The organism is Zwartia sp., assembly GCF_049655405.1.
Classification (GTDB): Bacteria; Pseudomonadota; Gammaproteobacteria; order Burkholderiales; family Burkholderiaceae_B; genus Zwartia.
The window spans coordinates 264,839-289,198 of the sequence record NZ_JBASJR010000013.1 but is presented as its reverse complement, the minus strand read 5'-3'; the positions used below and the strand labels follow the sequence as shown (position 1 = coordinate 289,198).

Below are 24,360 nucleotides of genomic sequence, written 5' to 3'. Positions count from 1 at the left end.
ACCTGAGATGCAGAGCCTTAAAAAAATACGCGCAGGTGTGCTTGAGATCACGTATGCCGAATTCGGACCGGCCGACGGTACACCGGTTTTTTTGATGCATGGATTTCCCTACGATATTCATGCCTATGCGGAGGTGGCACCTCTCCTTGCTCAGGCAGGTTGTCGAGTGATCGTGCCCTATCTTCGTGGCTACGGGCCGACAGCATTTTTGAGCCCCGTCACGCCGCGCTCTGGTGAGCAAGCGGCATTAGGTGCAGATCTTTTAGCGCTCATGGACGCTTTAGCGATTCCTCAAGCATTGCTCGCAGGGTATGACTGGGGCGGACGTGCTGCATGTGTCGTAGCAGCACTGTGGCCGGAACGCTGCAAAGGTCTTGTATCCTTCAACAGCTACAACATCCAAAATATTGCACAGGCTTTAGTACCAGACTCACCGGATAACGAACATCGTCTTTGGTATCAATACTATTTTCATAGCGAGCGGGGCCGTGCAGGCCTTGAAAAAGATCGTCGCGCTGTGACGCACTTACTTTGGAAGCAGTGGTCCCCCACTTGGACCTTCAGTGAAGATACTTTTGAAAAAAGTGCGCGCGCTTTTGATAACCCAGATTTTGTCGAGGTCGTCATTCACTCCTATCGCCATCGTTTTGGCCTGGTGAAAGGCGACCCCGCTTACGCAGAAATCGAAGCTCGCTTAGCGACCCAGCCACCCATTACTGTACCGACTATTACCTTTGATGGTGCCGACGACGGTGTTCGTCAGCCTTCAAGCACAGGGCCGCATGCCCAGCGTTTTACTGGTACCCGTTCACATCGAGTGGTTCCGGGTGTTGGTCACAATATGCCTCAAGAGGTGCCCGCAGTGTTTGCACGGGCTGTGCTTGAACTTTTGACACCGCAGCGGTGAGCATCATGACTTCACACAGCGTGATCCTTCGTGACAGCAGAGAGACAGACTGTGAGGTCATCCAACACATTTACGCGCACCATGTGTTGTTTGGCACAGCTTCTTTTGAAATCACGCCACCCACAGTCGATGAAATACGCCAGCGTCGTGCGGATGTCGTCGGAAAAGGGCTGCCCTATATCGTCGCTGAGCATGCTGGCGTAGTCGTAGGGTACGCCTATGTCACGCTATACCGTCCAAGGCCCGCTTATCGGTTTACTGTTGAAAACTCTGTTTACGTTCAAGAGGGGTTAGCGGGTGAGGGGATCGGGAGCAAGCTTTTAGTCGAGCTGATCAAACAGTGCGAACAAGCTGGATATCGCCAAATGATTGCTGTCATTGGCGATAGCAGTGCAGCTTCCGTTGCCCTACACAAACGCCATGGTTTTGAACAAGTGGGCTTGTTTCGCTCGGTAGGCTTTAAAGCGGGCGCGTGGAGAGATACCGCCATGCTCCAATTGGCGCTCGGGGCCGGTGATCAAGCGCCACCGCAGGAAATTTAGTTTTTTTATCGCAACAATTTGAAAATCATAATAAAATTGAAGCCGGATATTTAAATTATTGGACGCAATAAAATGGCGGACTACAAGACGGTAGATCTTTTTGGTGTTCCGGATGTTTTAAATGATCCGGCTGTGGTGCCTAAAAAAAGAGCACCAAAAAAAATCTTGTCTCAACAATCAGGCAATCCGCCAAAGTCATCGGCAGTTCAGCCTAGCTCTGGCAAGACGGCTGCCCCTAAGCCAGGAACTGCACCTTCTGCGGCAAACTTACCCGGACAGGGATTTTTGCCCGGGCTCTCCCGGCGCGGACGCCCCAGACTCGCCAAGCCAATCTCAGCGGTTGAGCGCACTGCCGAGCATCGCCGCAAGCGTATTGCGAATGGTGCAAAACGGGTAGAAATTATTTTGGACAGTGATGTTTCGCAGGCTTTGGATAGATTGGCTGATCACCATCAAGAGCCGCGCAGTGATGTCATTGCGACGCTTATTCGTAAAGCCGCTACTCGTTTAAAAGGTAACGGCCCCTGACTATTTTTGCGTCTAAAGTCAGTACACGTGCTAAATAAAAAAAATAATTAACGTGCGCCAGGTCTATTGACTGGGCCGCCTCGATTCATGCCCTCACCGGCACCGCCGACTCCTACGCCAGGCGCCACGCCTACACCTGGAGCACCAGCACCTGCACCAGGCAAGACGCCCACACCAGGCGCACCTGCGCCGGGAGCACCCACACCAGGCGCAACACCTACGCCCGGAGCGCCCACACCTGGTCCAGGCAATACGCCAACGCCAGGGGCGCCACGGTCCAAGGGTGTTGCCACACATCCAACTGGGAAGCCGGGCGCTGTGCAAACCACTCTCGCATTGGCCGAGGCAGCGTAAAAACTCAGTGCGATCAGTGGTGACACGAGAGCGAGGCTAAGTGAACGATTCATGGATAAAGCCTATTAAAAAGGTAGGGAGTAGGATCTACTCAAAAACATCCGACAAATTCGCCGGTCTGCTCGCAACTGAGTTGCTCCAGCCAATATAGCAACATGAACACACTCACAATTCTTGAATGCCAGACTTTGAGAGCATTTAACGACGGGCGCTCGCATACCGCTGCGCGTATTTCCAGCCAATATCAGCAAGTGGACGTGCTTTGCTACCCGTTTCCTTTGCATCAGGTGCTGAAGACGTGCCATCTTCAGCGCGTTTAGCAATTCCTTGCAAAATAGCCGCCATACGAAACAGGTTGTAAGCAATGTAAAAGTCCCAATGCTCTTCACCCTTAAGCCCTGTTGCTGCTGTATAGCGTTTAACGTAGTCGGATTCACTTGGGATGCCCAGCGTAGCGAGATCCAGGCCTGCTATCCCTCGCCAAAGGGTGGCAGGAATATGCCAACTCATGCAATGGTAAGCAAAATCAGCCATTGGATGACCGAGAGTTGCGAGCTCCCAATCCAGCAAGCCAATCGCGCGCGGCTCGGTAGGATGCAGCACCAGATTGTCTAAGCGATAGTCGCCGTGCACGATCGAGGTTTGATCACCTTCAGGAATATTTTGGGGTAGCCACTCAATGAGGGCGTGCAAGGACTCAATATTTTCAGTATTGGCCTCCAGATATTGGCGACTCCAGCGCGCAATCTGACGTTGAAAATAATTGCCCGGCTTGCCAAAGGTCTCCAGTCCAACTGCGCTGGGGTCGACCTGATGGAGTGCTGCGATCACGCGATTCATCTCGTCGTAAACGGCGCCACGCTCTGCTTGGCTCATCCCCGGGAGAGACTGGTCCACAATCACGCGTCCCTTTAGAAACTCCATGATGTAAAAAGGTGTCCCTACCACCTCGATATCATCACTAAATGCGAAGAGCTTTGGAACAGGCACGTCACTGTTCTGAAGCGCATTCATCACTCGATATTCTCTGTCGACCGCATGCGCAGAAGCCATCAATACACCGGGAGGTTTTTTACGCAACACTAGTTGCTGCGATCCGGATGTCAGCAGAAACGTAGGATTGGATTGCCCGCCAGTCAGTGGCTGACAAGAGAGTGTGCCGCGCTCGACAATTCCTTGTGTGCGCAACCAGTCCTCCAGTACCTCCAGCTTAAATTGACCGTACGTGCCATCCGCGCCTGCAGATTGTGTTTGCACTTCACTCATAGCGAGCTCACCAAGTGCCCCCAGTCAACGGGCAGCGTAGTGCCAGTCATGGCTTGACCAGCCTCGGAAGCGAGTAATAGCAATGGACCGTCCAAATCATCCATCTGACAAAAGCGTCGGAAGGGGACGCGCGCCTCAAGTTTTTTGCCGGCATCGCTTGCCAAAAAATCGTGATTCAAATCAGTCACAACATAGCCAGGCAAAATCGCATTGACGCGGATGCCATAACGTGCAAACTCCAACGCCAACGCTTTGGTGAACTGGATCACACCTGCTTTGGAGGTCGCATACGCGACAACCGCACCGGCAACACGTTCGCCCAAGATCGACGAAATGTTGATAATGCTGCCTTTCTTTTTATGCTTGACTAGGCGTCTCGCAGCCTCCGTGTCGACCATCCAGCAGCCCTTGAGGTTGGTGTCGATCACGTCATCCCAATCTTTTTCGGTCTGATCCAGCGCAGGTTTCGCAACGGTCGTCCCTGCATTGCTGACGATAATGTCTGCCACCAAGCCAAGCGCTTCGATCTGATCAAAACAAGCATTCACGCTTTCAGCACTTGTGACATCTAACGACACTGCCGATGCTTGCGCACCGTTTGCCTTGATTTCTTCTACCAGTGACTGCAGCTTGTCAGCGCGTCTAGCTGCCACCACAACGTGCGCGCCTGCTTGAGCAAGCACTTTGGCCATATGACGGCCGATGCCGCTTGAAGCCCCCGAGACGAGTGCCGTGCGTCCTGTGAGGCTAAACAGGGAATGGCTTCCTTGGGGATGACTCATCCTTGTGCTCCCAGGCGTTTCTCCGCCGCATCTAATATTTTGCGCGCCATGCTCCAACGATGGACCTCGCTTGGGCCGTCATAAATCCTGAATGCACGCATGTCCAGAAAAATACGCATCACAATCGTTTCGCCCGTGACACCTTGACCACCAAGCATTTGCACGCAGCGATCCACGACTCGCCACTCGGCCTCAGAGCAGGTGACCTTTGCTCGACTGGACTCAAAATTACAAGTTTGTCCTTGATCCAAAAGCCATGCAGTATGAGCGATGTGTAGTCGTGAAGTCTGAATGTCCATATCGTTGTCAGCGAGCATAAAGCCGACGCCTTCGTGCTTGCCCAACGCACGCCCAAAGGCTTGGCGGGTGCGCGCATACTCGGTCGCGATGTCGTGCGCGCGTCGCGCCTGGCCCAGCCAGCGCATGCAATGCGTCAGACGGGCAGGTGCCAAGCGCACTTGTGCGTACTTAAAGCCACGTCCAATCTCTCCAAGCACGTCGGTCGCAGAAATGCGAACATTCGTAAATTCCATGACGCAATGGCCGCCGGTAAAGCAGCTATCCATCGCATCCATTTGGCGGGTGACACTGATGCCTTCGCGATTCATATCCGACAAGAACATCGTCGCTGAACCGTCTTCCATCTTTGCCATAATGATGACGTAGCTGGCACCTTGCGCGCCAGTAATAAACCATTTGGTGCCGTTAATGACGTAATGATCTCCGTCTTTGACCGCAGTCGTCAGCATCATCGAAGGATCGGCTCCCGCTCCGGGATGAGGCTCGGTCATGGCAAAGCATGAGCGGGTCAGTCCTTGCACCTGAGGGCGCAACCAACGTTCCTTTTGCTCCTCGGTTGCAACCATCTCCATCAGGTGAATATTGCCCTCATCAGGCGCATGTATATTCATGGCAGTTGGGCCAAGAGTCGAATAGCCAGCCTCTTCGAACACAATCGCTTTATCAGTGTGGCTCAAGCCAAGACCACCCATGCCAAGGGAGGCATGGGGCGTCAACAATCCTGCTTCACGCGCCAAGCCAACAAGCTGATTACGCAGCTCTTCGGTGGGTCCGTGAGAAGTCGCGCGCGGGTCGGTTTCAAGAGGAATAATCTTGTCGGCGATAAATTGCCTTGTACGCTCTTGAAGCTCGAGCTGAGTGGGGGTCAGGGAAAAATCCATGTGGCGAGTCCTGTTTGCTGGGTAGGGCGAATCGGGCGAATGCTGACGAATCTTTAATATTACCTAATCAACAACAACTCGTACGAACAACTCGTCCATGCTCGGCAATAATAGCTATCATCTCAATACAGAACCTTGACTTCAAAGATTGGCTCATCATGCGCAGTATTGCTCACCCTGGAACGCCTGACTCTCAACGGCTATTCGCTTCGCCTGTGCGGACCAGAACCCTAGAAGGATTTCTCTCTAGTGGTCAAACCTTATTGCGAGCAGTGACTGAGGTTGCAGAGGCAAATGGCGCAAAAAGCGGGGCGTTTAGGCTAAATGGTGGTGGATTCACGTCATTTAGCTACGTAATGCCGGCACTTTCAAAATCCCCGGATCATGCCGTTTACTTCAGTGATACTTATTACGTCGATGGTCGCGTCACGTTGGAAACCGCCTCCGTGACCTATGGCCAAAGCGATGGCCGGCCATGGCTGCACTGCCACGCAGTATGGGTCGAACCGAGCGGTCGTCGACATGGCGGTCATCTTTTGCCCGACCAGGTCGTGGTGGCAGAACCTATCCAGATCAGCGGCGTGGCGATGGATGGGGCAGCGTTTACAGTTTGTCCAGATGCTGAAACAAATTTTTCATTATTTTTACCCATTGCAAGCTCTAAGGCACAGCTACCGGAATCAGAGGCACCTCATGCCTATGCGCTCAGAGTGGCACCCAATGAGGATCTGTGCACTGTGTTGGAGGCCTTTTGCCAAGCGCATCAGATCCAACATGCAACGATTCTTGGCGGAGTGGGTAGTACTGTTGGCGCGATCTTTCAAGATGGCCGAGTGGTAGAGCCTTTTGTCACGGAGCTCTTGATTCGCTCAGGGAAAATTATGCGCGACGACCAGGGTCAGCCATGCGCCGAGATTGATATTTCGATCGTGGATTACAAGGGCGGGTTGACAGAGGGACGGCTGGCAAAAGGTGGTAACCCGATTTTGGTGACTGCCGAGCTTGTTCTGTGTCCAAGCAAAGCAGGCTGAGCCTTTCGCAGAGACAGAATCGTTTTAAAATTCAAGTAATCATCAAAATTAAAATTAAAATACAGGGGATAGATCTTGCATACTGCACTGACAAAAAAACTAGGTATTGAGCACCCCATTATTCAGGGTGGTATGCAGTGGATTGGCCGTGCAGAGTTGGTCGCGGCGGTTTCAAACGCTGGTGCTTTGGGAACGTTGACGGCGCTCACACAACCAACACCCGAAGCGTTGCGTGATGAAATCGCGCGCTTACGGACCATGACGGATCGTCCGTTTGCGGTCAATCTGACATTTTTGCCGACACTCAAGCCTGTTCCTTATGAGGCCTATCGTGATGTCATCATTGACTGCGGCGTCAAAATTGTCGAAACAGCAGGAAATAATCCGTCTGAGCATATGCCCGCTCTAAAAGCAGCGGGTATTACTGTTATTCACAAGTGTACGACCGCTCGTCATGCGCTCAAAGCCCAGCAAATCGGGGTTGATATGGTCAGCATCGATGGCTTTGAGTGTGCCGGACACACTGGCGAAGAAGACATCCCTGGCTTGATCCTGATACCTTCCGCCGTTGCCAAATTGAGTATCCCAGTGATCGCCTCAGGCGGCTTTAGTGATGGCAAAGGTTTGGTCGCGGCCTTGGCTTTAGGTGCAGAGGGCATCAATATGGGTACGCGCTTTATGTGTACACAAGAGTCTCCCGCACACTTGAACATCAAGCAAGCCATTGTTGATAATGCTGAAACTGATACTGCACTGATCTTGCGTAGTCTGCGTAACAGTAGCCGTGTCGCTCGCACACAGCTTGCGCAAAGCATCATCGACATGGAAAATGCGGGTGCCACCATTCAAGAAATCGGCCCAAAAGTCGCGGGTGCGAAGGGTCGCCAAGTGTACGAAGAGGGTGATATCGAGGGTGGCATTTGGACGGTCGGCATGGTGCAAGGTCTGATCCATGACATACCAACCTGCGCGGTATTGGTCCGTCGTATTGTCGACGAGGCTGAGGCCATCATTGAGCAAAGACTGATGAAATTGACGGGTCGGAGTCTTGCAAGCGTATGAAGCCACAGAATGTTGATCTGCACCCGATTGTCAAAAAAGCCCAGCGAGCGATTGCCCTGACGCGTACGCCAGGCTATCACTTTTGTGGCAATTTCTTTGATTTTGTTTACGATCAGGCAAGTCCCCAGCACTCTGTTGTGCATATTGATCCTGAGCCCCAAAACACCGATCGTGATCAAAGTGTCCATCTCGTGTTGTTGGCAATATTGGCGGATATGGGGTTGGCAACGGGCATTCGTTTTGGCTTGGATAACCGCACCAGACTGGCGACGGTTTCGCTCAGTCTTCAACTGACCGGTGCCAGGCCGACCGGTCGCGTACAAGCGGTGACCAATACACAGGGTCACTTACAAGGTGCCAAGGGCAGTCAAGGCGTCAGCCTCACACACATCAAGTCTGACGACACACTCATCGCGGTGGGCTACGGTGCTTTTATGATCTTGCCGGTTCCCAATGGTGCCTCGTTGCCAGCCGTGCCGTGGGTAGAAAAAAAAGCTCCAGCAGATCCTCCATTAGATCTGCAAACACTCACGGACGACGAAAAGTGGATCTTGTCCCGCGTGAAAACAAGCATTGAGCATTGCCAACAAACTGGCGATGATTTTGCGATGCACTTCCTCAATTTTCACCCTTACCCACAAGAGCGAGGGGCATATTGCGAAGTGCTTAATGGCCCGCATGTCGCCAATCGCGTTGGTCACGTTCAGGGCGGCGTGATTCTTGCCCTCGGCATGGTCACTGCTAATGCTGCTTTAGGCGATGAGTGGATGCTTTCTGGGGTTTCGGCAACCTATATCAGCCCCGGAGAGGGTGAGGCGATTCATGCGCAGTCCAAGATTATTCATCAGGGACGAATGACGGCAGTGGTGCAGACGTCCATCTACAACAAAACTGGACGACAAGCGCTTGAGGTGCTGAGCACCCACGCGCGTCGAGCAAGCACTACCTAGTCGTTGAATCCTCTGACCCAGAGGACATCCCTACGCGTGCGGCTTTGGTTTTGGGTGCTTTGTAGCGGTTGTAGCCCCAGAGGTATTGCTCGGGCATTTTGCGAATCATCTCTTCCATTTCTTGGTTAATCACAGTCGCAGCGGCTTCTGGGTCTTTGGGCAGAGGCTCTGACAGTTCTTTATGTCTGAGCGTGTAGCCTTGTCCAATGCCGTTGCGTTGTGCTGCCAAGATAAAAATAGTTGCTCCAGAGAGCTCTTGTAGTCTTTGCACCAATGTCATGGTGTAGGCAGGGCGTCCAAAAAAAGGTGCCCAAACGCCTTCACCATCGGGAGGCACCTGATCGGGCAAGATCCCGATCGTATTACCCCGCATGAGTGTTTTCACCAACGCACGGACACCTTTTTGATTGGCCGGCGCCATCTTGAGCTGTCTTCTCGTGCGCATTTCCACAATCCAATCCTGCATCCAGATCTTTCTGGGAGGTCTGAACAAAACGGTTGAGGGAAAATGGCTGCTGTAAACCGGACCTAACAATTCAAAGCAACCGGCATGAGGTGAAAGCAAAATTACCCCTTTACCCCTAGCGAGCGCAACTTGAAATTGTTCCCAATCGTCACAGCTCAACTTGCTGTTGATAAATGTCTCGTTGCGGCGAGTCCACCAGAAGGGCATTTCAAACATCAATTGCCCATTGCTAAGCATTGCTGAGCGAAGTGTTTCGCGCGTTGCGTCAGGGAATGCTTGGCGTAAATTGGTCCACGCTCGTTCTTTGTAGCGCCCAGGCAGCATCCATGCGAGCCAGCCAGCGGACCAGCCCAAGATTTGCAGGACGGTCAGCGGCAAAATGCCTAAGGTTTTAAAAAGCGCGGTCAGCAGTCGAGGGACAAAAGTTTTGAGCATTCAATCAGGACACAGGTAGAGCGCAGACAAGCGCGTAGGGATAGAATAAGCGGGTTCACAGCCTTTCTGCAACTGCACACACACTTTATGAAAATTTCCGAACTTTCGACTCCCGCTGCTTTAGTTGATATTGCACGTATGGAGCGCAATATTGCCCGTATGCAATCCCGCATGGACAGTCTGGGCGTCAGCTTTAGACCACACGTTAAAACCTCAAAGTGTGTGGCTGTGACTCAAGCTCAGATACAGGCAGGTGCGCGTGGGATCACTGTTTCGACCCTCAAAGAAGCCGAGCAGTTTTTTTCAGCTGGCATCACCGATATTTTGTATGCCGTTGGTATTACCGCCAACAAATTCGCACAGGCGCTCGCACTGATTCGAAACGGCTGTGACTTAAAGATTTTGACTGATAGCGTTCAGTCAGCGGCGGCAATTTCTGCCTTTGGCATCGCCAACGATGTTCGCTTTAAAGTGATGATTGAAATTGATACTGACGATCATCGCTCTGGTATCAAACCTGAAAGTCCCCAACTCCTCGAAGTCGCCCACGCGTTGGCCGCGGGCGGTACGCAGCTACAAGGAGTGATGACGCACGCAGGTTCGAGTTACGACCTCAATACGCCTGAGGCGCTCGAAAAAATGGCTGAGCAAGAACGCTCCGGTTGTGTCAGAGCCGCAGAGCGGTTGCGTGAAGCAGGTTTTTCCTGTCCTGTCGTCAGCGTTGGCTCCACGCCCACAGCGTTATCCGCCCGCAAACTCGAGGGCGTGACAGAGGTCAGAGCAGGCGTCTACGTGTTCTTTGATTTAGTGATGCATAACGTAGGTGTCTGCGAGACGGACGATATTGCTCTCAGTGTGTTGTCGACTGTGATCGGTCACCAAGAGGAAAAGGGCTGGGTCATCGTAGATGCAGGATGGATGGCCATGAGTCGTGATCGTGGGACACAAAAACAAACGACGGATTTTGGTTATGGGCAGGTATGTAGCGCGGACGGCATACCCCTGTCGGGCTACACCATGACGGGTGCCAACCAAGAGCACGGCATCATTTCGCGAACGGGTGAGCCTGATCTTTCGATTGTGAGTCGTTTTCCGGTTGGTACTCAGTTACGCATCTTGCCTAATCACGCTTGCGCGACAGCTGCTCAATTTCCAGAATATCAGGCCTTAAGTTCTGATCAAAACATTCAGACTTGGTCGCGCTTTTACGGTTGGTAGATCAGTCGGCTCAATCTATCCATTGTGATAGTTGCGAATTGAGCCTAAGGACCAGACTCTTCACACTACGCCTCTATCTTTCTTTAAGAGGCTGGTGTGAACACAATAAGCAAACGATCCTTACAAACGCTTCCTTTTTTACTCCCGCACACCCCCCCTAGCAAGGTGCTCGCTCGTCAGTGCGGACAGGGGATGACGGAGTACATCATTATTGTTGCTCTGGTTGCTGTTGCAGCGATTGGGGTGTATCAATACTTTGGTCAGGTCATGCGGTCTCAGACCGCAGCGGTAGCCAAAGAGCTTGCCGGCGAGGATGGAACGGCTCAGACAAAAGCCGCAAAAACAGCCGCCCAAGGGGCAAGTGGACAAACAAAAGCAAAGTCTCTAAAGGGCTTCACTGGCAACGCCAGTGCGGCAAAACGGTAATGTCTCTCGCAACCAAGCACGCACAGTACGGCGTGTCGTACCGTGCAGGAGGTCCAATCGAAACCCTTCATGACCTGAGTCAGGTTGAATGGGTTTCACAACAAAAAGGACAAGCACTCCTGCTTGGACTCGTGTTGTGTGGGGCAGGTGTTCTGGCATGGGTACTCATGCTAGAACTTGGTGAGAGAATCCACGATCAGTCTTCATTGCATCGTGCGACGGATGCGGCTGCCTATAGCGCAGCACTGATGCAAGCACGCTCAATGAACTTACATGCCTATGTCAATCGCGCGCAGCTCGGTCATCAACTTGGCATGGCACACTTGATCGCTGTCGCAACAGCTTCTCAGTACAGAGCCAAGCTTGCCACTCAAGCTACTAGGCGCAATCCACCTGCGAGCTTGATCGGTGCGTTTTTTGGACCGCAACACTCTATCGCTTACACCTCTGCACTGAGTGGGGGGATGAGCGAAACGCTTTCGAAACATGCATTCAGAGATGCATATTTACGTCATGAGCGACAAGTACATCAAGTCTTGGATCGGGTCAGGCAAATACAACTGAGGGATGCAGAACTGCAACGCCAACAATCGATTCATCACATGTTGATTACCAATGTTGGACTGAATGGCTCCGCTTTAAAAGGTCACACACTGACACAGCTCGGCTTGAACATCACCTTAACTTTGGATGAAACCAAGGGCTTGATTGAGCAGCATTCAGGCGCAGACTCAGTTTGGCGCGACTTTCTGAGTGGACTTGTTGGACAGTATGGTTTTTTAACTGAAAGAAATCGTACTTATCGAAATCTATGGATCGTCAATCCACGTTGTCCATTAAAAAGACATGAGTTACGTCGTAAAGGTCGCCTGCTCCTCAGACCAGATGGACAATGGGTGTCCGAAGAATCTCTTTCATTTCACGCGTTGCGACATAACAAAATAATTGGTTGTTATCACCGCGAGTACCCGATGGGCTGGGCTCTACTTGATACCAATACGAACGAAAATGGAGATCAGCCACCCCTGACACAAAACGTTGTCACCATGCCTGATTTTTCACGCCAAGCTTTTTGGCGTTGGTCTCGTGCGCAGAGTGGTGCAGCGAGAAATATTTTTAGCGGCCGCCATAATCCACTTGCGCAAAGATACGCTCAAAGTGCTTCTGTGAAATGGAGTTCAAAGGGCTTGGGTCGTTATGCACAGCTCAAAAATGGTCGGGAACGCCAACCCGTGCGTATAGCCATCAAGGTATCTCAGAGACTCAGTGCTGGCAACAGCATTCAATCCCAGGCAGCCGCTCAAACTTATTTTTCACCACCAACCTCATCGCGTGGTCAATCGAGAGTTCCGAGTTTATTTCAGCCCTATTGGCGAGCAACTTTAATTCCAAATTTGAGTTATGAATGAGCATTCCTGCGATTCATCAGCAGCAAGGTCAAGCTGCGCTTGAAGCCATTTTTATTTGCATGATTCTTGTCACGCTTTTATTTGCGATTCAATTTTCAGGACACTATCGAACACGTTCTCTTGAGTTGTTAGGGGAGAGTGGCTATCAAACATTTTTAAACGCTGAGCATGAGTCAAAGAAACATGCTGATGATGCAAAACCCTCAAAACGAGGAGGTCTATTACAAACATTTGGAGAGCAGCTTTTAAATGTAAGTGATCAGGGCGTCATTCGCGTTCGGCGAGAGACAAGACAGGTGATGGATAGTCGTCTGGCAGCAAATAGATTGTTTGGTGCAGTACCTTTGCAGCGTACCAGTTACCTTTATAGTCAGGACGGGCATAGTCAATTACCGAGCGAAGTTCACACACGCATCAGTCGCTCAAAAGTCGCTTGGAGTGATGTGACAAACCCTACGCAGAAATTGTTGCAGCCATATATCGGACCACTTGAGAAAATCGACACACCCTGGCGCCGAAGGAAACTTCGGCTGGATTGGTTGAGTGATTGGGCTGGACAATCTCCACGGGTACCTAAAGCAAGGATGCGAAGTGAATGAAAACATTCATTCTATTCATTTTTTTCTTCGTAAATATTAATCAGTGTCTAGCACATTCACCCACCGTGGTATTGGTAGGCGAGCGTCAGTTAGTCGGCAGTCCGGATACTTTTTTTTCTCTTGGAAAATTGAGTGTGAGTGGACATGACATCCACATCAGCCATTGGGAAAGCGCACAAGGAGTAAATGAGGTCATGCAAACACTGACAGCTCAACTTCCCGATGATACGTTGGCTTGGAGTGATGGAGACCTGATGCACATTCATTGGACAACACCTGAGCAATCTCATGTATTGGTCGTTGCTCCAACGACGGTGGAGCGTGTCTCATTTTTTCATTCGAGCATTGGTATGTCTGTCGGACAAGAAAGCCGCAGTCAAGTTTTTAATCGCGATTTAAGGAAAACATTGTCTGATCCAAGTCTCCGCGCACAATTGATGATGGATATCAGAGATGACTCCGTGGGTTCAGAAGCAGTCAGTTTGCTCTACACCTCCCAACTATCCATTAAAAATTTATCTCAAAAAATAAGAGACTTATTAAAAAAAAACAATTGGTTGGTGACAGAGGCTCCGAAAATTCAACCATATTTTCTTCAAGATCACTCAATTAAAGCGACTCAATCTGGAGCGATGTTGCAAATCGATCTTGTTGATATTGGTCAATCATTTATGTACATCAATTTGTCGGGAAAATTAAAACCTTGAACGTTTCAAACGCAAAAGTGAAGTGGTTATTAATGTTGATATCAATCGCACTTGGTGGCGTGTCTGCCTGGGCCCTTGATCAGCACTTGAAGGAAAAAACTGAGGAAATCGAGTCACGCACGCGACTGGATCAAATACCTTTAATTGTGGCGTCGAGAGATCTCAGTCGAGACACAATCATTGAGGAGGCGGATTATGTTGTCGAACAGTTTCCTGTGAAATGGGCGCCTGATCATGCACTCACTGTAGAGCAAAGTGATATTTTGGTCGGAAAGCGACTACTAACGGATTTGCGTGCCGGCCAGCCGTTCATGCAAATGCATTTACAAAACTTGGATGCAACGGGTGTATCCAATCGTCTAGAGCCTGGTCTCAAGGCAGTGTCAGTCACGGTCGATCCGAGTAGTGCGGCTTCAGGCTTAATTCGTGCAGGTGATCGTGTGGATCTGTTTGTTTCGCTCGACCATCAAGGTAAACGCTTGACGACTGTCTTGCTGCAGTCCGTAGAGGTATTGGGAACCGGTCATTTTTCTGATCTCAATACTCGTTTGGACGACGCAACTTCGGTTTCGGATGCCAACATCACGCTCGCTGTTTCACACGAGAATGCTGTCAGAGTGATTGCCGCTCGCGAGGCAGGTTCAATTAGTGCCGTGTTGAGCTCTAGTCAGTCGTTGCCAGTGAGTCAGGCGGGTCAATCTACCGCGGGAGACTTGGCAGCAATACTCGGCTTACCCACTCCGTCAGTCTCACGCATGATTCCGATCATGTACGGTGATCGCCTGTCCGCGGAGAGTGATGAGCCAGCCTCAGAACAGATTGCCGCAGGCACAAGATGAAACACCTCAAGTGCGGAATTGCTTTAACCATGATTTGTATACCGATCTTAGGTTGGTGCCAGAATAACTTAACACTTGAAGTGGGATCTTCGACGGTATTAAAAATCTCTAAGGTTGATCGTCTGGCGATTGGTAATGGTGAAGTCGTGCAAGCAACGGTGATTAATCAAAATGAAATCGTTGTGTTTGGAAAAAAATCAGGCACAACAACGCTTGATGTTTGGCGCTCCGAGGGGACACGCCTCTCCTATAAAGTCAGGGTTATCCCAGAGGGTTTCTCTCGCGTTCAAGAGGAAATTAAAAATCTTCTCAAAACGGTTCCGATGGCAAGAAGTTCCGTTGTCGGTGACAAATTAATTGTCGAAGGCGAAAATTTATCTGATGCAGATCAAGCAAAAATTTCAAGACTTGCACAGCGTTATCCGGAGTTATTAGATTTCACGAGTCAAGTGGGTTGGGACAAAATGGTCTTGCTAGACGTCCAGGTGATTGAGATTCCCTCCGTCCGTATACAAGAGCTCGGAATTCGTTGGGACAGCAGCTTACCTTTGCCACTGAGTGGTGCGGGAGGATTGTCTGGGGTGAATGGATTGCTGTCCGCCCGAATTAGCGCACTTGCTCAAGCGGGTGAGGCGACTATTTTGGCGCAACCGCAGTTGCTTGCCCGTAGTGGGGCGACAGCAAGCTTTGAGGCAGGTGGTGAGGTTCCCTATACGAACACTGACAAAGATGGCAAGAGCTCAACCTCATTTAAAAAGTACGGTGTATCGCTCAATATCACTCCTCACGTGGATCGAAATTATGCCGTACGATCAAAAATTGATATTGAAGTGAGTTCGGTTGATCAGACGCTCGCATCTTCTGCGGGACCTGCACTCAAAATTAGACGTACCTCGACAGAATTTAATGTTCGTTCGGGTCAGACATTGGTATTGGGCGGTTTTTTATCGCGCGAGCGTTCGCGCGACCGAGATGGTGTGCCGGGTCTCTCTGAGATACCTCTTGTGGGCAGTCTCTTTGGGGTCAATCGCGAATATTACAGAGAGACTGAGCTTGCGATTTTTGTGACACCTGTCGTAGTGAATGCAGATCATCCGGGTATGGTTCAGCGAACGGAAAAGGCTGCTTTCATTTTGGATCAAACCTTCGGGACAGAGGCTCGGCTCAATACTCCGGTCCATGATCGTCCGCACACATCAAACTGGCATCAGCGCGATGATACACACTCGCAGTGGGAGAGCGATACATCTTCGAAGCATGAGTCTCAAACGATTGACCAATGGAGTCAAGAAGAATGATGGATTTGCTTATTGTGTATGAAGACGGTCGTCGTGAACGCATGCAAAAGACTGTGCCTTTTACGTTGGGAAGAGGGATTGAATGTGAGGCGCGTGTCTCACACTGGCGTGTCGCTCGACGTCATTTACGTGTCACAAAAAGTCAGGACGGTTATCAAGTTGAAGACATGGAGTCGTTGTATGGCACGCGCGTGAACGGACGAAAGTTTTCTATTCATTCTCCATTGATGGAAAGTGATGAGTTTATTGTCGGTCCATGCATGATCAGGTTGTTTCCCGTGATTCGCCATACTGAGCCCTCACTTTGTACGTCGACACCACTTGCCAATCCAGTGGGAGACGATACCAAGAAAGAAATTTCCAATTTTTCTACCGCTGCATATCGTGATATTCGACGCGAATTACACGCAGGTTTGATCAAGGCGTTTGATTTACGTCGCCATGATATCGCTGCCTTATCAGAATATGCCCTAAGAGAACAGGCCATGCAGTGCGTGTCGGGCTTGATTCACGATCATGCGAGTCACTTAAGTGAGTACCAGCGACAGGAATTACTTGAGCTTGTTGTGGATGAGGCGGTTGGCTTAGGTGTGCTTGAGTCATTGTTGGCAGATCCGCATATCACCGAAATTATGGTCAACCGCTTCGACGAGATTTTCATTGAACGTCATGGGCGTCTTGAATCAAGTAGTTGTCAGTTTAGTGGTGAGCAAGCCGTGCGTGGTGTGATCGAGCGTATTGTTTTTCCATTGGGTCGTCGACTCGATGATGCGTCCCCCATGGTTGATGCCCGGTTACGCGACGGCTCTAGAATCAACGCAGTCATTCCTCCTATTGCCATTCGTGGCGCAAGTATGACTATTCGTAAGTTTTCCAAAAAAGGCCTTGATCTGGATGCCTTAGTGAGCCAAGGCTCCTTGTGTGTTGAGCTCGCTCAGTTTTTAAAGCTTTGCATCATCAAGCGTCAAAATATCCTGGTGTCTGGGGGAACAGGTTCGGGTAAAACGACCTTGTTAAATGTTTTAGCCAATTGCGTCCCGTCCGATCAGCGCATCGTCACGATTGAAGACTCTGCAGAACTCCACATTCATCACCCTCATGTGATGTGTCTCGAAGCAAGGCCTGAAAATGCCGAGGGTCGTGGGGCTGTTAGCCTGCGACACCTTGTGAGAAACGCATTGCGTATGCGTCCTGATCGTATTGTTGTTGGGGAGGTTCGTGGGCCTGAAGCGCTCGATATGCTAGCGGCAATGAATACTGGCCACGAGGGCTCTCTTACGACAATGCACGCCAACACAGCTAGAGATGCATTGTCACGCCTTGAAACGATGATCCTTTCTGCGAATGCCGGTTTGCCACTTCATGCAATCAGGGAGCAGATGAGTTCTGCCATCAATCTTATTGTGCAACAAGCTCGGTTGCCGGACGGACGTCGCGTGGTTGCTGCTGTGGCCGAGATTGTTGGCATGGAGTCAGGTTGCATTCAAATGCAAACTCTTGCAAGTTTTGATCGTCAAACTGGTCTGACGATGCCAGGCACCTTAATGCCTCAATGTTTTGAAGAATGGGGGCATGAGGTTCCATTCTCTTTAAAGTACTGGTTTTCACGAGCATGATTTATGTTGGGTTATTTTTTGCTTGCTTGTCTATTGCGATCGCTTGTTGGCTGATTCAGCACTTAGCAGGTTTTGCATGGGGTCGATATCGTAGTTCTGTTGAACAACATGCTCAAACAAGTTTGTCGGAGCTTTTTGTTTTTATTGACACGACACATTTATGGCCTGCTTTATGCAGTATCGCAGTAATGACAGGGCTTTCCGTATGGTTGCTGAGCCGCAGTGTGCTTGTTGCGGTTCTCATGGGCGCTCTCATCCTTGTGCTTCCTAGAGTCCTGTTAAAGACTGCATTGCGTAGAAGATTATGTCTTTTTGATGCTCAATGGCCAGATGCCTTGGCCGCGATTGCTGGTGCGTTGCGTTCGGGTGCAAGTATTGGAACGGCACTTAAACATTTCGCTGAAGATGCACCAACACCAATGTCGCAGGAGCTCAGTTTGGTGATGCGAGAGCACCGCATGGGCTTGCCACTCAACCAAGCCTTAGCTGAACTCAAACGACGGATGCCGACAGAGAGTGTTGAATTGGTGACCGCTTTGCTCGCCGTTGGCAATGCCTCGGGTGGATCACTGGCAGATTTATTGGAGCGTTTGTCAAATAATTTACGAGCACGTCAGCATGTGAGTGGAAAAATAAATATGTTGACTGCACAAGGAAAAATGCAGGCTTGGGTAATGGGTGCATTACCTCTGGTGTTATTGCTCGCACTGAGTCAGATTGATCCGGCTTCAGTTGAGTTAATGTTTTTTAGTCAAACGGGGCAAATATTGTTAGCGGGGGTGTTGCTATTGGAGTGCTTGGGGATTTTGTGGCTTCGTCGAATCTTATCTATCGAGGTTTAACGCAATGGAATATCTAGCGCTTGGATGTGCCATGGGCTCAGCGATTTTATTGTCTATTTTTGCTGCGATGATGGCTGCCAGGTTACACGAACGTTCTAAGCCTTTTCTGAGCCAGTCATCAAACCATGATTCAGGCGCATCTGCAAAGGATTTGACGTTTATATCATTCATACAAGCAAACCGCATTCTTTGGAGAATCACCGCGTGGTTGGGACGTCCTTTGGTGCCTTTTGTGACCTGGGGGCAGCGCAGGCGACTCGCCTTGCACCTCTCTCGCGCAGGTTTAACCTCTTGGGGGTATGTGCAAGTTTATTGTTTGCAATGCCTATTCGCTTTCCTGGCGTTGATAATCAGTGTTTGGTGGTTGAATCACTCCTTGCTCGATCTAAAAGTGTCGGCATTTTTTGTTCTATGTGCATGTACTGCGTTGGGTTGGTGGTGTCCGATTTTTTGGCTCAAGCGCAGACATCAGTTTCGCTTACGTCGAATGAGTCATCAGTTTCCATTTTTTCTAGATATGGTTGGTCTTGGTCTAGATGCTGGACTGAATCTTCAAGCCTCTATTCAATTGGCACTCGAGCATATTGACGAGGGAGCTTTACATCAAGAGTGGTCAAAAATGCTGACTGATTTGCGGGCAGGGCAGTCGCGTGCTCAAGCATTGCGTCAACTCAGCCAGCGTCTCAATCTTCCCAGCATACGCCAACTGATTTCTTCACTCATTCATGGTGAGTCAATGGGTTTTAGTTTGGGGCGCATTATCCAAGTTTACGCCGATCAGCAACGCGCACAGCGTTTGATGCAAGCTGAAAAGCAGGCGTTGCAAGCTCCTGTCAAAATGCTTTTTCCAATGGCTCTTTGTATTTTTCCTTGCACCTTCATCATTTTGGGATTCCCGGTGATGGTGCAGCTATTAGGTCTAGCATGAAGGTATTCAAAGCAAATCGTTGGTGGCAGCGAGCTGGTGGTCTTTTGATTCGACCCAAATTATTGGCGGAAGAGGTGCTGTGGTTACAGCCGTGTTGGTCCGTTCATACGTTTGGTATGAGATATTCAATTGCGGTGTTTTTTTTGGATCAAAACAATGTCATCTTGAAGGTCAAGACATATGTTGCGCCAAATCGAATTGTATTTTGTCTCGGCGCAAAATCTGTATGCGAGATGTTACCTATCCTAAGCGATCATTGTGACTCGACTTCAGAGGCACTCATACGCTCATTGTCTTTAAATACTGCGACGTAGCTTGTATAAAAACTACAGTACAGCACTGAGGTTGCAACAACGTTGATTGGCACTTGAATGGTTGCTGCAGTGTTGGGTGAGAGCCCCATGAGTGCGAGCAAGCTGATCAATGTATCGATCCCAAGGAAAACAGCCAGCCAACATAACCCGTAAACTAAAAACGCCCATTTATTGCGCCAACAGGCAATCCAACTAAAAAATAATGCCTGAGTGATGCGGATACCGTGCCAGCCCACAAGGGCCGGAGCAAACCAAAAGACTGCAGCCATGATGACGTAAAAAATACCGAAAATGAGCATCGGCGTTTTTACGGCTTCCATCAAAGGTAATAAGTCGTTTGTTTGCTCAACATTTTTGAGCGCTTCGGTGACTTCGCCTGAAAACGGCATAAAAACTGCCAATCCAAGCAATAAGCAAAACGCAACGTATAGGCCACCCATTGCGAGCAGGCGGCGAAAAACGGACGGTTGACGTAAAGGTTCAATCCACGTGCCAAGCAAAATCCGTTGTCCGGCGCTCGCATGCCGGCCGGCAGAGAGCGAAAGCAACGTTGCCGTTGGCATCAAGACGATAAAGAAAATCGGACCAATTGGCGGTGTAATGGTGGCAATCATCAGCATCAAGCTGACAAACATGGCCCAAGAAAAAAAGGCCAGTGGTTGGCTGCGAAACAGTGACCAACCGTCTCGAACCCACATCCAGCCGGCCAGCGCAGGTAAGGGAACTGCTTGCATCAGGAATCCTTGGGAAGTGCCATGCTGGCACTAATTGTTCTTTGAGTCAGTATGCGCTCAAAATGACCTGGGTCATGCGGCTTGAGCGTTTGAGCAGGGCGGGGTAAGTAAAAATCATACAGTCTTGAAATCCAAAAGCGCAGTGCTGCACCCCGCAGCATGGCAGGCCAAACACGCCTTTCGGCTTCAGTGAAAGGGCGAATGCTTGCGTATGCCGCCAGCCAAGATTCAAGAAGTTCAGGTTGAAATACTCCATTTGCATGGTCGATACACCAATCATTGACGCTCACTGCAACGTCAAAAATCCAAGTGTCGACGCCCGCAAAATAGAAGTCTATGAATCCACCCATGACAGGATGATCGGGTGTGCCGGCAAATAAAACGTTATCGCGAAAGAGATCACAATGTGAGGGGCCGCGCGGCAGTGACTTGAAGTCATCAGACTTGGCCAGCCCTTGCTGCTCTACGAGCGTGTCCTGCAACAATTTGGCAAGAGTCTGGTCAAGAAAGGGCATGACGGTTGGCGCGGTAGTTTCCCACCAAGGCAATCCACGTAAATTAGGTTGCTGGATCGAAAAGTCTAGCCCCGCCAAGTGGGCTTTCGCGAGTGTTTCACCCGCAATTGCGCAATGTGTGCGGTTCGGCTTTGGTTCGTAGCTGCCCGGGAGTTTTGAGACAATGGCTGCAGGCTTGCCATGCAAGGTAGAGAGTCTTTTTCCATCTCTCCGCGTTTGCGGCTGAGGAACAGGAATCGCTTTTGCAGCAAGATGGTGCATAAGCTCGATGTAAAACGGTAACTGTTCGGCCTTGAGAACCTCAAAAACAGTCAGCACAAACTCTCCCTGAGTAGTCGTCAGGAAAAAATTGCTGTTTTCAATCCCGGCAGCAATACCCTTTAAGGCTATGAAGTCGCCTAGGGTGTAATCAGCCAACAAGGTACGGGCGTCAAATTCGCTGACTTGAGTAAATACTGCCATAGGTGTGGGACGTTGCTTTTTTCGTAAGGTGTCACGATTTTAGCAAGGTTGCCTTCCTCAGAACCAAGCGTGTCACAATTTGGCTGATCCCAAGCCATATAAAATAGTGAAAGTCCGGTTTGGACGTTTTTGAGCCATTAGATATATGTCCATGCCAGAACAGTCCTGGAAGTTAAGCGTTGCCCCCATGATCGATGTGACCGACCGACATTGCCGGTTTTTCCACCGTTTACTTGCTCCGCACGCGCGTCTCTATACAGAGATGATTACGACCGGCGCGCTGACGCATGGCGATATTCACAGGCATTTGGACTTTAATGAGCAAGAGCATCCGGTTGCCCTTCAGCTCGGAGGCAGTGAACCCGAGGCGCTGAGCCAAGCAGCCCGACTCGGTGCGCAGTGGGGCTATGACGAAATCAATCTCAATTGCGGTTGCCCATCTGAACGCGTCCAAAAGGGTGCTTTTGGGGCTTGCTTGATGGCTGAGCCAAGGTTAGTGGCGGATTGTGTCAAGGCAATGCAAGATGTGGTCAGCATCCCTGTGACGGTTAAGCATCGATTAGGCTTGGACTACAACGATGATTACGGTTTTGTGCGTGACTTTGTTGGCACCATTTACGACACGGGATGTCGCATTTTTGTCGTGCATGCGCGTAATGCGGTTCTTAAGGGTCTCACCCCTAAGGACAATCGCGATATTCCACCTTTGCGCTATGCAGATGCCGCCAAGTTAAAACAGGACTTTCCTGAGGCCACCATCGTTTTAAATGGAGGACTGTCGGGTGTACAAGACTGTTCTCAGGCGTTAGAGACTTTTGATGGGGTGATGCTTGGTCGTGCGCCTTGGCATAACCCTGGCATCTTAAGCGAGTTGTCCGCAGCCTTCTGGCCGAACGAACCTGTGATGCAAGAGGCTGCGCTCATTGATCAGCTAGTCGCCTACGCTGCGAGCCAAATTGAGCGCGACACCCCTTTGCGTATTGTGGTGCGACCCTTGTTGGGCTTGTTTAACGGCAGACCGCGCTCGCGCTTGTGGCGAAGGATGTTATCTGATTCCAAGCTGTTAAACGCGAATAATCCCAATCTCATTCGGCAGGCATGGTCAGAAATTGGTGGCTATGCGCCTCTTGATACCTTCAAGACCTGAATGCCACTTGTGATTCGCAGCCGTTCAGTCTAATGCTCAAGCCTTCGGGGGCTGATTGTCTTCTTCTGGCCAGTCGCGAATGTAGGCTTTAAGCATGGAGTTTTCAAATTTTTGTGCCGCAACGATGGCTTGGGCCATATCGTAAAAAGAAATGACACCCATCAATACCGTTCCATCCATGACTGGAATATAGCGGGAATGATTTTCAAGCATCAGTCGCTGTACTTCGTTGGCATCTGTATCGGGTGAAACGCTGATGGGCTTGGCGTCCATAATGCTACGGATACTGGTAGAGCCCACTGCACCATGGTTGCCGTTGACATGCCGAATAATCTCACGGAAAGTCAACATGCCGGCCAGGTTGCCTCGATCCATAATGACTAAAGACCCAATGTCTTGCTCGCTCATGGTCTCAAGTGCTTGAATGACAGAAGTCTCGGGCGAAGCGGTAAAGAGGGTATTGCCCTTGACCCGCAGAATTTCACTGACCTGTAGCATGATGCGTCTCCTTTTTGCTGCTTTGAACAGATTGTACGTTCAGCTTGTCAGTATTGTCATTCTGCAACAGCACATCGCCCAAGATTGAATCTTGATTGTCTTGAATATAGATTGATAAAGCGTGTTTGAGGGCAGGTTGCTCATCAAGTTGAAGGGTGTGGCGATTGACAAACAACTGCGCTAACAAGGGGGTCAAACTCGTTGAGCTGGGATCACACACCAGCACCCAATGTTCACGCTGCCGGATTTGTGCCGCGGCGATGAGTCCTAAGTCCTGCAATGTGGCAAGGATTGAGGCAGCCTGATCTTCTGTCAGTTGCAGCGCTTCGGAGATGTCTCTAATACGTAGACCCGGTGTTTTTTGCGAACGAGAGCGATCAAGCAAGCTGAGCGTGGCCAGTGCATCTTGCAGACGGTCACCGGGCTGGGCGGAGCCACGCATTCGAACATGCCGTAAATAAGGCAGGTTGGCTGCAACAATTGCTCCGAACAAGATGCTGAGCCAGGAGAGATATACCCATATTAAGAAAACGGGGAGGGCAGCAAACGCCCCATAAATCATGGTGTAAGTTGAAATTTGAGAAACATAAAACGCAAAGCCTGTTTTCATCACTTCTAACAAGGCTGCAACTAATAGACCCCCGGCGACCGCATCTCGGGGCGCGACGCGTGCGTTTGGGACAATGATAAATAACGCGGCAAATCCCGCGGCACTGACAACAAAAGGAGATACTTTTAACGTCATCTCTAAAAGGTCAGGTATTTGCGAGATCACGCCAAAAGATTCACGTGCCAATAGCGCAGTCGCCCATAGACTGGCGCCTGTCATGAGCGGACCGAGTGTCAGAAGCGCCCAGTAAACAAGCAGCCGTTGACCCACGCTGCGTGGTTTGCTGACACGCCAGATTTCATTTAGGGCTTTATCGACAGACAGGATCAGTAACAACACCGTAATGACTAAAAAGCTGCCACCAATCGCAGTCAGTCGGCTCGCCTGTTGGGCAAAATCGTTGAGGTAGGTCATCACGTTTTCAGAGACGACTGGTGGCATCAGGCTGTTGGCTAAAAAAGCCTGTAAAGCATCACTGAATTCGTGAAATTGAGGAAAGGCAGTAAAAAGCGCGAGCGCGACGGCTAATAATGGAACAATCGCCAATACAGTTGTGAACGTCAGGCTGCCAGCCAGATCAAACGCATCAACTTGACTGAGCCTCTGTGCGCTGGACAGCATGATTTCTCGCCAAGCGGTCAGCTTTGCATGCTTGTTTGTGACTGGCGGCGGTTGAGTGTTCACTGAATAAAGC

Annotated in this window: 27 protein-coding genes; 18 read left to right on the top strand and 9 right to left on the bottom strand. The window is 50.3% G+C overall.

Annotated elements, in window-relative coordinates:
* Nucleotides 1–7 precede the first annotated feature (7 nt).
* From WBJ47_RS12850 to WBJ47_RS12840, 3 genes are all read left to right on the top strand, one after another.
* On the top strand, nt 8–907 hold the full coding sequence (locus WBJ47_RS12850) for an alpha/beta fold hydrolase (RefSeq protein WP_424585324.1): 900 nt from the start codon (nt 8–10) through the stop codon (nt 905–907).
* Nucleotides 904–1,449 (top strand): GNAT family N-acetyltransferase, encoded by a 546-nt coding sequence (locus WBJ47_RS12845; protein WP_422244442.1) that lies wholly within the window; start codon nt 904–906, stop codon nt 1,447–1,449. The genes WBJ47_RS12850 and WBJ47_RS12845 overlap by 4 nt, the downstream gene beginning before the upstream one ends.
* Before the next feature lie 72 nt (nt 1,450–1,521).
* Entirely contained in the window at nt 1,522–1,977 is a 456-nt protein-coding gene (locus WBJ47_RS12840; protein ID WP_422244441.1) for a hypothetical protein, read from the top strand.
* A 47-nt stretch (nt 1,978–2,024) separates the two neighbouring features.
* Here the strand turns inward: WBJ47_RS12840 and WBJ47_RS12835 are convergent, their stop codons facing one another.
* From WBJ47_RS12835 to WBJ47_RS12820, 4 genes are all read right to left on the bottom strand, one after another.
* Nucleotides 2,025–2,384, bottom strand: coding sequence for a hypothetical protein (locus WBJ47_RS12835; RefSeq protein ID WP_422244440.1), 360 nt, complete (start codon nt 2,382–2,384; stop codon nt 2,025–2,027).
* 145 nt (nt 2,385–2,529) lie between these two features.
* Nucleotides 2,530–3,597, bottom strand: coding sequence for a phosphotransferase family protein (locus tag WBJ47_RS12830; RefSeq protein ID WP_422244439.1), 1,068 nt, complete (start codon nt 3,595–3,597; stop codon nt 2,530–2,532).
* Complete coding sequence (locus tag WBJ47_RS12825) at nt 3,594–4,379, bottom strand: SDR family NAD(P)-dependent oxidoreductase (RefSeq protein WP_422244437.1); 786 nt, start codon at nt 4,377–4,379, stop codon at nt 3,594–3,596. The genes WBJ47_RS12830 and WBJ47_RS12825 overlap by 4 nt, the downstream gene beginning before the upstream one ends.
* A complete protein-coding gene (locus WBJ47_RS12820; RefSeq protein ID WP_422244436.1) occupies nt 4,376–5,560 on the bottom strand; it encodes an acyl-CoA dehydrogenase family protein in 1,185 nt (394 codons plus the stop codon). Before WBJ47_RS12820 ends, WBJ47_RS12825 begins: the two co-directional genes overlap by 4 nt.
* 158 nt (nt 5,561–5,718) lie before the next feature.
* On the opposite strand from WBJ47_RS12820, the gene WBJ47_RS12815 reads away from it, so the two are divergent.
* The 3 genes from WBJ47_RS12815 (at nt 5,719) to WBJ47_RS12805 (ending at nt 8,603) form a co-directional block, all read left to right on the top strand.
* Entirely contained in the window at nt 5,719–6,591 is an 873-nt protein-coding gene (locus WBJ47_RS12815; protein WP_422244435.1) for a PCC domain-containing protein, read from the top strand.
* Nucleotides 6,592–6,666: 75 nt separating this feature from the next.
* Nucleotides 6,667–7,653: an NAD(P)H-dependent flavin oxidoreductase gene (locus WBJ47_RS12810; RefSeq protein ID WP_422244434.1), complete on the top strand. Its 987-nt coding sequence runs from the start codon at nt 6,667–6,669 to the stop codon at nt 7,651–7,653.
* Nucleotides 7,650–8,603, top strand: coding sequence for a hypothetical protein (locus tag WBJ47_RS12805; protein ID WP_422244433.1), 954 nt, complete (start codon nt 7,650–7,652; stop codon nt 8,601–8,603). Before WBJ47_RS12810 ends, WBJ47_RS12805 begins: the two co-directional genes overlap by 4 nt.
* Here WBJ47_RS12805 and WBJ47_RS12800 read toward each other — a convergent pair.
* Nucleotides 8,596–9,504, bottom strand: coding sequence for a lysophospholipid acyltransferase family protein (locus WBJ47_RS12800; protein WP_422244431.1), 909 nt, complete (start codon nt 9,502–9,504; stop codon nt 8,596–8,598). The genes WBJ47_RS12805 and WBJ47_RS12800 overlap by 8 nt on opposite strands.
* An 87-nt stretch (nt 9,505–9,591) precedes the next feature.
* Between WBJ47_RS12800 and WBJ47_RS12795 the strand changes: the two genes are divergently transcribed.
* The 11 genes from WBJ47_RS12795 to WBJ47_RS12745 all read left to right on the top strand — a co-directional run bounded on the left by WBJ47_RS12795 (nt 9,592) and on the right by WBJ47_RS12745 (nt 19,700).
* The gene (locus tag WBJ47_RS12795) at nt 9,592–10,722 is read left to right on the top strand and encodes a DSD1 family PLP-dependent enzyme (RefSeq protein WP_422244429.1); all 1,131 of its coding nucleotides are present in this window, start codon (nt 9,592–9,594) and stop codon (nt 10,720–10,722) included.
* A gap of 192 nt (nt 10,723–10,914) precedes the next feature.
* A complete protein-coding gene (locus WBJ47_RS12790; RefSeq protein ID WP_422244456.1) occupies nt 10,915–11,148 on the top strand; it encodes a hypothetical protein in 234 nt (77 codons plus the stop codon).
* Nucleotides 11,148–12,557, top strand: a complete 1,410-nt coding sequence (locus WBJ47_RS12785) for a hypothetical protein (protein WP_422244427.1) — start codon at nt 11,148–11,150, stop codon at nt 12,555–12,557. Before WBJ47_RS12790 ends, WBJ47_RS12785 begins: the two co-directional genes overlap by 1 nt.
* Nucleotides 12,554–13,156: a hypothetical protein gene (locus WBJ47_RS12780; RefSeq protein WP_422244426.1), complete on the top strand. Its 603-nt coding sequence runs from the start codon at nt 12,554–12,556 to the stop codon at nt 13,154–13,156. Before WBJ47_RS12785 ends, WBJ47_RS12780 begins: the two co-directional genes overlap by 4 nt.
* Nucleotides 13,153–13,863: a hypothetical protein gene (locus WBJ47_RS12775; RefSeq protein WP_422244425.1), complete on the top strand. Its 711-nt coding sequence runs from the start codon at nt 13,153–13,155 to the stop codon at nt 13,861–13,863. The genes WBJ47_RS12780 and WBJ47_RS12775 overlap by 4 nt, the downstream gene beginning before the upstream one ends.
* 32 nt (nt 13,864–13,895) lie before the next feature.
* The gene (gene cpaB, locus WBJ47_RS12770; RefSeq protein WP_422244423.1) at nt 13,896–14,702 is read left to right on the top strand and encodes a Flp pilus assembly protein CpaB; all 807 of its coding nucleotides are present in this window, start codon (nt 13,896–13,898) and stop codon (nt 14,700–14,702) included.
* The gene (locus WBJ47_RS12765; RefSeq protein ID WP_422244421.1) at nt 14,699–16,000 is read left to right on the top strand and encodes a type II and III secretion system protein family protein; all 1,302 of its coding nucleotides are present in this window, start codon (nt 14,699–14,701) and stop codon (nt 15,998–16,000) included. Before cpaB ends, WBJ47_RS12765 begins: the two co-directional genes overlap by 4 nt.
* Complete coding sequence (locus WBJ47_RS12760) at nt 15,997–17,616, top strand: ATPase, T2SS/T4P/T4SS family (protein ID WP_422244419.1); 1,620 nt, start codon at nt 15,997–15,999, stop codon at nt 17,614–17,616. Before WBJ47_RS12765 ends, WBJ47_RS12760 begins: the two co-directional genes overlap by 4 nt.
* Nucleotides 17,613–18,458 carry a type II secretion system F family protein gene (locus WBJ47_RS12755; RefSeq protein ID WP_422244417.1) on the top strand — a complete coding sequence of 282 codons (846 nt, stop codon included), beginning with the start codon at nt 17,613–17,615 and terminating at the stop codon, nt 18,456–18,458. The genes WBJ47_RS12760 and WBJ47_RS12755 overlap by 4 nt, the downstream gene beginning before the upstream one ends.
* A gap of 31 nt (nt 18,459–18,489) precedes the next feature.
* A complete protein-coding gene (locus tag WBJ47_RS12750; RefSeq protein ID WP_424585628.1) occupies nt 18,490–19,386 on the top strand; it encodes a type II secretion system F family protein in 897 nt (298 codons plus the stop codon).
* Nucleotides 19,383–19,700, top strand: coding sequence for a DUF192 domain-containing protein (locus WBJ47_RS12745; protein ID WP_422244411.1), 318 nt, complete (start codon nt 19,383–19,385; stop codon nt 19,698–19,700). The genes WBJ47_RS12750 and WBJ47_RS12745 overlap by 4 nt, the downstream gene beginning before the upstream one ends.
* Here WBJ47_RS12745 and WBJ47_RS12740 read toward each other — a convergent pair.
* Complete coding sequence (locus WBJ47_RS12740) at nt 19,640–20,434, bottom strand: BPSS1780 family membrane protein (RefSeq protein WP_422244409.1); 795 nt, start codon at nt 20,432–20,434, stop codon at nt 19,640–19,642. The two genes, WBJ47_RS12745 and WBJ47_RS12740, sit on opposite strands and share 61 nt — an antisense overlap.
* The gene (locus WBJ47_RS12735) at nt 20,434–21,411 is read right to left on the bottom strand and encodes a homoserine kinase (protein WP_422244407.1); all 978 of its coding nucleotides are present in this window, start codon (nt 21,409–21,411) and stop codon (nt 20,434–20,436) included. Before WBJ47_RS12735 ends, WBJ47_RS12740 begins: the two co-directional genes overlap by 1 nt.
* Before the next feature lie 151 nt (nt 21,412–21,562).
* Between WBJ47_RS12735 and dusA the strand changes: the two genes are divergently transcribed.
* Nucleotides 21,563–22,558 (top strand): tRNA dihydrouridine(20/20a) synthase DusA, encoded by a 996-nt coding sequence (gene dusA, locus WBJ47_RS12730; RefSeq protein WP_422244405.1) that lies wholly within the window; start codon nt 21,563–21,565, stop codon nt 22,556–22,558.
* A gap of 36 nt (nt 22,559–22,594) precedes the next feature.
* Here dusA and WBJ47_RS12725 read toward each other — a convergent pair whose 3' ends face one another.
* Together WBJ47_RS12725 and WBJ47_RS12720 are read right to left on the bottom strand one after the other, a co-directional pair.
* Nucleotides 22,595–23,056, bottom strand: coding sequence for a CBS domain-containing protein (locus WBJ47_RS12725; protein ID WP_422244403.1), 462 nt, complete (start codon nt 23,054–23,056; stop codon nt 22,595–22,597).
* The gene (locus tag WBJ47_RS12720; RefSeq protein ID WP_422244401.1) at nt 23,040–24,350 is read right to left on the bottom strand and encodes a YihY family inner membrane protein; all 1,311 of its coding nucleotides are present in this window, start codon (nt 24,348–24,350) and stop codon (nt 23,040–23,042) included. The genes WBJ47_RS12725 and WBJ47_RS12720 overlap by 17 nt, the downstream gene beginning before the upstream one ends.
* Nucleotides 24,351–24,360: the final 10 nt, after the last annotated feature.

Excerpts from the sequence above, each read along its gene's own strand:
- WBJ47_RS12850 (WP_424585324.1), top strand. The coding sequence starts at position 8 with ATGCAGAGCCTTAAAAAAATACGCGCAGGTGTGCTTGAGATCACGTAT.
- WBJ47_RS12840 (WP_422244441.1), top strand. The coding sequence starts at position 1,522 with ATGGCGGACTACAAGACGGTAGATCTTTTTGGTGTTCCGGATGTTTTA.
- WBJ47_RS12835 (WP_422244440.1), bottom strand. The coding sequence starts at position 2,384 with ATGAATCGTTCACTTAGCCTCGCTCTCGTGTCACCACTGATCGCACTG.
- WBJ47_RS12830 (WP_422244439.1), bottom strand. The coding sequence starts at position 3,597 with ATGAGTGAAGTGCAAACACAATCTGCAGGCGCGGATGGCACGTACGGT.
- WBJ47_RS12825 (WP_422244437.1), bottom strand. The coding sequence starts at position 4,379 with ATGAGTCATCCCCAAGGAAGCCATTCCCTGTTTAGCCTCACAGGACGC.
- WBJ47_RS12820 (WP_422244436.1), bottom strand. The coding sequence starts at position 5,560 with ATGGATTTTTCCCTGACCCCCACTCAGCTCGAGCTTCAAGAGCGTACA.
- WBJ47_RS12815 (WP_422244435.1), top strand. The coding sequence starts at position 5,719 with ATGCGCAGTATTGCTCACCCTGGAACGCCTGACTCTCAACGGCTATTC.
- WBJ47_RS12805 (WP_422244433.1), top strand. The coding sequence starts at position 7,650 with ATGAAGCCACAGAATGTTGATCTGCACCCGATTGTCAAAAAAGCCCAG.
- WBJ47_RS12800 (WP_422244431.1), bottom strand. The coding sequence starts at position 9,504 with ATGCTCAAAACTTTTGTCCCTCGACTGCTGACCGCGCTTTTTAAAACC.
- WBJ47_RS12795 (WP_422244429.1), top strand. The coding sequence starts at position 9,592 with ATGAAAATTTCCGAACTTTCGACTCCCGCTGCTTTAGTTGATATTGCA.
- WBJ47_RS12790 (WP_422244456.1), top strand. The coding sequence starts at position 10,915 with ATGACGGAGTACATCATTATTGTTGCTCTGGTTGCTGTTGCAGCGATT.
- WBJ47_RS12785 (WP_422244427.1), top strand. The coding sequence starts at position 11,148 with ATGTCTCTCGCAACCAAGCACGCACAGTACGGCGTGTCGTACCGTGCA.
- WBJ47_RS12780 (WP_422244426.1), top strand. The coding sequence starts at position 12,554 with ATGAGCATTCCTGCGATTCATCAGCAGCAAGGTCAAGCTGCGCTTGAA.
- WBJ47_RS12775 (WP_422244425.1), top strand. The coding sequence starts at position 13,153 with ATGAAAACATTCATTCTATTCATTTTTTTCTTCGTAAATATTAATCAG.
- cpaB (WP_422244423.1), top strand. The coding sequence starts at position 13,896 with ATGTTGATATCAATCGCACTTGGTGGCGTGTCTGCCTGGGCCCTTGAT.
- WBJ47_RS12765 (WP_422244421.1), top strand. The coding sequence starts at position 14,699 with ATGAAACACCTCAAGTGCGGAATTGCTTTAACCATGATTTGTATACCG.
- WBJ47_RS12760 (WP_422244419.1), top strand. The coding sequence starts at position 15,997 with ATGATGGATTTGCTTATTGTGTATGAAGACGGTCGTCGTGAACGCATG.
- WBJ47_RS12755 (WP_422244417.1), top strand. The coding sequence starts at position 17,613 with ATGATTTATGTTGGGTTATTTTTTGCTTGCTTGTCTATTGCGATCGCT.
- WBJ47_RS12750 (WP_424585628.1), top strand. The coding sequence starts at position 18,490 with ATGGGCTCAGCGATTTTATTGTCTATTTTTGCTGCGATGATGGCTGCC.
- WBJ47_RS12745 (WP_422244411.1), top strand. The coding sequence starts at position 19,383 with ATGAAGGTATTCAAAGCAAATCGTTGGTGGCAGCGAGCTGGTGGTCTT.
- WBJ47_RS12740 (WP_422244409.1), bottom strand. The coding sequence starts at position 20,434 with ATGCAAGCAGTTCCCTTACCTGCGCTGGCCGGCTGGATGTGGGTTCGA.
- WBJ47_RS12735 (WP_422244407.1), bottom strand. The coding sequence starts at position 21,411 with ATGGCAGTATTTACTCAAGTCAGCGAATTTGACGCCCGTACCTTGTTG.
- dusA (WP_422244405.1), top strand. The coding sequence starts at position 21,563 with ATGCCAGAACAGTCCTGGAAGTTAAGCGTTGCCCCCATGATCGATGTG.
- WBJ47_RS12725 (WP_422244403.1), bottom strand. The coding sequence starts at position 23,056 with ATGCTACAGGTCAGTGAAATTCTGCGGGTCAAGGGCAATACCCTCTTT.